Source organism: Arthrobacter sp. NQ7 (assembly GCF_029581595.2).
Classification (GTDB): domain Bacteria; phylum Actinomycetota; class Actinomycetes; order Actinomycetales; family Micrococcaceae; genus Arthrobacter; species Arthrobacter phenanthrenivorans_B.
On record NZ_JARFXU020000046.1, the window covers coordinates 1 to 4,787 of the forward strand.

Below are 4,787 nucleotides of genomic sequence, written 5' to 3' on the forward strand. Positions count from 1 at the left end.
AACTTGGCACACTATTGAGTTCTCAAACAACAGACACACCCGGCACCACCCAAACCAACGTTCAGGATCGCTCCGGAGCAACTTTTCAAACTTACCCGATCCCCCACCCCGAAGCAAATCCATCATCTCAGGATTTCCATCGAACAGAAGACCGCCCCACACCGATTCCCAGCACCCTAAAGAGCAACCAGAACCTGGCTTTGAATTGGGGGTTTTGGCCACCCGGTGAACAGTTCTTCACTGTCTCCCCCGCGGCGACTCAGAAAACAATACACGCACACCCGGCCCATCGCAAACCGGGGCGAAAGTGACTCCCGCACCGTCAGAAAGCGCGGATTGCAGCGGTTTTTGGCGGCGCAAGGGGTCCTTCCGCCCTCATCGGGCACTTCTATTGCCCATGTGGAGTGGCACACATCCCGAGGTTCCCTAGCCAAGCACGCGAAGGACCACTTGGAAGTCAGCCTCCCGGGGCTTCAGCCGGTACGGTTCCAATACCCCCGGGCCGCAGGCGGCCGTTCCCACACCCCTGAGGATGTGGTCCACGTAGATGTAGCTGCGGCCGCCCGCCAGAAGATCCGGACGGTGCGTGGCCGCCTCGAGCGCACGGAGGCTGTAGGGCCGAACGGTCAGGGCAAAGGGCTCACCGGCCACGCTCAATTGCCGGCCACCTGTTTCGAGCACCGCGGACACCACACTGGACCGGGCTCCCGATTCCTGCGGCCGGACATAATCGACGTCCAGCTCACCGAGTGGGAGTTCAAACCATCCCACCCGGGCACCTTGGCCGGTGTCCGGGTAGCTCTGGTGCGGCCCTTGGCCGAGCCAGCTGACCGCGCTGGTTTCGGCGCCCAGCACGAGCTCCACCCCAATGCGTGCCCACTCCACCCCGAAGCCCGCGTTGGCCCAGTCCCCCACCGGCCGGACCTGCGTCCGCAAAGCCAGGGAGCCGCCGCCGCTGGTCCACAGGTAGTCAACCAATACTCCGAACTGCTTGTCCGCTGCAGCCATGCGGGTGCTGACGCGCAGCTGCTCACCTCCGTCGGCTGCCGGCTCTGCAGTGATCCCGAGGAGGCGGGTGTGCATCCGGTCCAGCCCCGCGTCCTTCCACTGCGCAGCAAGGGGCCGCGGGTCGTCGCTCCCCCATTCGCGGCCAAGATCGTTGTCGGTGGGAGGCCACCAGAGGACCAGGCCGAACTTGTCCACGGGAAGTCCGCCAATGGCTGTGGGCATGCCTGTGGCCCGGCTGAAGACGGCGGTACCGAGGCGCAGTTCGCGGTCCCCGGCCTCCACAGTGTCTTCGGCACGGACACCGGTGGGTGCAGCGGCGGAACGGACCGACTGGCCCCAGGCAACCTCATGTCCTGCAGCCGCCCAGGGGGCATCCATGGCGAGCACAGCACTCACGGTGAGGACCGCGGTCCCGCCCTCAGGGCCCTCCGAACCATCCGGCCGTTCATGCTGGCCGGCCGCGTAGCCGGCAACCTCAGCCGGCAGGTCTACCACGGCCTCGGATTGGGCTGCCAACGGCGCAACGGCCACTGTTCCCTCAAGCCGCGTGCCGCCGTCGGCCTCTACTGTGTAGTGGAAGCGGAAGGCGGAGGTATCCGCAAAGTCCTGGCCGTTCCGGACTGTGAAGCTGGCCCACGAGTCCGGGACCGCGATGTGCAGCGGCTCCACCACCTTCTTGAAATCAAGCAGGCCGGGGCGGGGCTTGCGATTGGCGTCCACCAGGCCGTCCGTGACGAAGTTTCCGTCGTGGACTTCCTCACCGAAGTCACCACCGTAGGCGAAGTGCTCGCCTCCGCCCGGAGTGGGAACGGTGATTCCGTGCTCCAGCCATTCCCAGACGAACCCGCCCATCAGCCGCGGATACTTCTCGAACAGCTCCTGGTACTCGCTCATGCCTCCCGGGCCGTTGCCCATGGCGTGGACGTATTCGCACAGCACGAACGGCATGGCACGTCGACGCGCGTCCAGTTCGGGGTCCTCGAGGGCCGGTTCAATGCCCTGCCCGATGAGCGCGGTTTCGGCCTGGCTGGCGTACATCCGGGAGTAGACGTCCACGTCCGGTGACGACCAGTCGCCCTCGTAGTGGATGGGACGGGACGGGTCGCGGTCCTTGGCCAATCGGGACATGGCTGCAAGGTTCCGGCCAGTGCCTGCCTCGTTACCCAGGGACCACATGATCACCGACGGATGGTTCTTGTCGCGTTCGACGGTCCGACGCATCCGGTCGAGCAGCGCATCCTCCCATTGCGGATCATCGCTTGGATTCTGCGCCCAGCCCGCGCTGTGGAAGCCGTGCGTTTCCAGGTCGCACTCAAGGACCACATAGAAGCCCAGCTGGTCTGCCAGTGCCAGGAATTCGGGGTGCGGCGGGTAGTGCGAGGTCCGGATGGCGTTGATGTTGTGCTGCTTCATCAGGCGCAGTTCGGCCTCCACGACGTCGCGTGGCACCACACGTCCCAGCCGTGGGTGGTGCTCGTGGCGGTTGACGCCCCGCAGCAGGATGCGGCGGCCGTTCACCTTGAACTGGGCGTCTTCGATAGTGATGCTCCGGAAACCCAGCCGGAGGGAAACGGTCTCCCCCGGGGTGCTGACGGTGGCATCGTAGAGGCGGGGTATTTCGGCGGACCACGGAGCCACCTCAGGGATGTGGTGTTCCACCCCTGCCGGAAGTTCCAGGGAGAGCTCGGGAACACGGACGACGGCGTCAATCGCCTGGCCGGCCCGGGTCGCCTCGATGCGGAGGGTGCCTTGGCCCGTGGCGGGGTCATAACCGGCGTGGACGAAGACATCGTCGATGCCGTCCAGGGGGCGGGCCTGCAGGGTCACGTCCCGGAAGATCCCCGGGAGCCACCACATGTCCTGGTCCTCCACGTAGCTGGCGGCGGAGAACTGGGCCACCCTTACGGCCAGGGTGTTGGTTCCTTCGACGAGGATGCCCGAGACGTCGAACTCATGGGCCAGCCGGCTTCCGCGGGTGGTTCCGAGCTCCACTCCGTTGAGCCACACGGTGCCGGCGGAATCGACGCCGTCGAACCGGAGGAGGGCATCGGGAAGGAATTCCGGTCCTGCGTGGAAGGTCACCAGGTGGTCACCGATGGGGTTGGCGTCAGGGACGTGGGGTGGTTCCACCGGGAAGGGGAACTGGACGTTGGTGTAGGCCGGGCTTCCATGCCCGTGCATGTTCCAGCTGGACGGCACAGGGAGGGTGGTGAAGCCGGAAAGGTCTGTGCCGTGCTGCCACCCGTCGTTGGGGGCTGTCCGGATTCCGGGGCTGAGCCGGAACCGCCATTCCCCGTTGAGCGACAGCTTGGGCGCGTCCGACAGCAAATACGCACGCGGAGGGAGGGACCCCTTGCCTGGGCCGCGCCGGGCCAGCTCGCGGACGCCCTCAGCGCCGACATCGAGGGTGCGGGGGGTCCCCGCGGCGGTCGAAACGGGCGGGACGCCGGCAGTTGCGGCGGAGGTATTCGCTGACATGGATTTCCTTGGGGAAGAAGACTGGGCCTGCTGCGTGAACGTTCACGAACCGTCACAAGATCATATCCTCCTACGGCCTATTTGAGTAGGGGTCAGGCGGACTGCCGGACGATCAGCTGGTGCTGCAGGGTGAGGTAGGCCCCGGGGCTCCGGTCCTGGATTGATCCGGACAGCAATCCATCCAGGAGGCCGACGGCGGACCGCCCCACGGCGCGCAGGTCCAGTGAGAGAGTGGTCAATTCGGGCGTCAGGAGTTCCCCGAGCGGTATGCCATCCATACCGATCACCGAACAGTCGCGGGGAACTGCCACCCCGGACTCCCGGAGTGCCTTCAACGCGCCGGCTGCCATCAGGTCGTTGAACGCGAGGATGCCGTCGGGGCGTTCACCGTCGGCTGCAAGCAGGGCCACCGCTGCCCTCGCCGCGGCCGCGGAGGGGTGCGCCCGGATGAGGGCAAGCTGGATCCCCGCCTGCTGCGCCACGTCGGCTGCAGCCGCGCTCCGGTTGTTGGCCGGGTGCCCTTGGTCTGTGTCCAGGAAGACGATGTTCCGGCGTCCGGTTGCTGCGAGGTGGGTGAGGGCCAGCCGCGCTGCGTGGCGGTAGTCAAAAGAAATCCCGCCGGCAGTGTCCGCCCCCGGGGAATCCAGGGCGACGACCGGCCGCCGGCCCATCAGGGCCTGCGCTTCATCCGGGTGCGGCTCGAGATATCCGATCAGGGCGTCCACTTGTGGCGCCAGGCGCGAGGCGGCGTCTGCGGCGCTTCCCGTGCCATGGCCATAATCATCAACCACCACATTCCAGCCGCGTTCCGTGGCGGCCTCCACCACGCTTGAGGCGAAGGCGGGGAAGTACGGGTTGGTCAGGTCCGGGATGGCCAGGCCCACCGAGATCCCGGCCCCCTGCACCAACCCCTTCGCAAACCGGCTGGGCGTGTAGCCCAGCTCCGCCGCGATTCCCTGGACCCGCTCCCTGGTCCCGGCACTGATGCCGGCCATATTGTTCATGGCCCGGGTCACCGTCTGGCGGGATACGCCGGCTGCGGCCGCCACATCCAGGATGGTGGCGCGCCTGTCCCGGGGGTTTGGGGCTTGGGGGTTCATCACCCGTAAGTGTACCGGCGTTAAAAGCCGCAGGGCCCTGACATGTCGTTGTCAGGGCCCTGCTCTAGTGTGTGTCCGGCGGTGACCTACTCTCCCACACCCTCCCGGGTGCAGTACCATCGGCGCTGTGGGTCTTAGCTTCCGGGTTCGGAATGGGACCGGGCGTTTCCCCCACGCTATGACCGCCGTAACCCTTCTACC

3 protein-coding genes and 1 rRNA gene are annotated in these 4,787 nt (G+C 66.5%); 1 reads left to right on the forward strand and 3 read right to left on the reverse strand.

Annotated features, from left to right (window positions below):
* A partial coding sequence (locus tag PUN71_RS22830) for a hypothetical protein (RefSeq protein ID WP_277800273.1) occupies positions 1 to 311 on the forward strand: 311 nt, incomplete at its 5' end.
* 115 nt (positions 312 to 426) lie between these two features.
* Here PUN71_RS22830 and PUN71_RS22835 read toward each other — a convergent pair.
* The 3 genes from PUN71_RS22835 to rrf form a co-directional block, all read right to left on the reverse strand.
* On the reverse strand, positions 427 to 3,486 hold the full coding sequence (locus tag PUN71_RS22835) for a glycoside hydrolase family 2 TIM barrel-domain containing protein (RefSeq protein ID WP_277800274.1): 3,060 nt from the start codon (positions 3,484 to 3,486) through the stop codon (positions 427 to 429).
* A 92-nt stretch (positions 3,487 to 3,578) separates the two neighbouring features.
* On the reverse strand, positions 3,579 to 4,586 hold the full coding sequence (locus PUN71_RS22840) for a LacI family DNA-binding transcriptional regulator (RefSeq protein ID WP_277800275.1): 1,008 nt from the start codon (positions 4,584 to 4,586) through the stop codon (positions 3,579 to 3,581).
* A 73-nt stretch (positions 4,587 to 4,659) separates the two neighbouring features.
* Positions 4,660 to 4,776: ribosomal RNA gene (rrf, locus tag PUN71_RS22845) — 5S ribosomal RNA — on the reverse strand.
* Between the last annotated feature and the right edge of the window lie 11 nt (positions 4,777 to 4,787).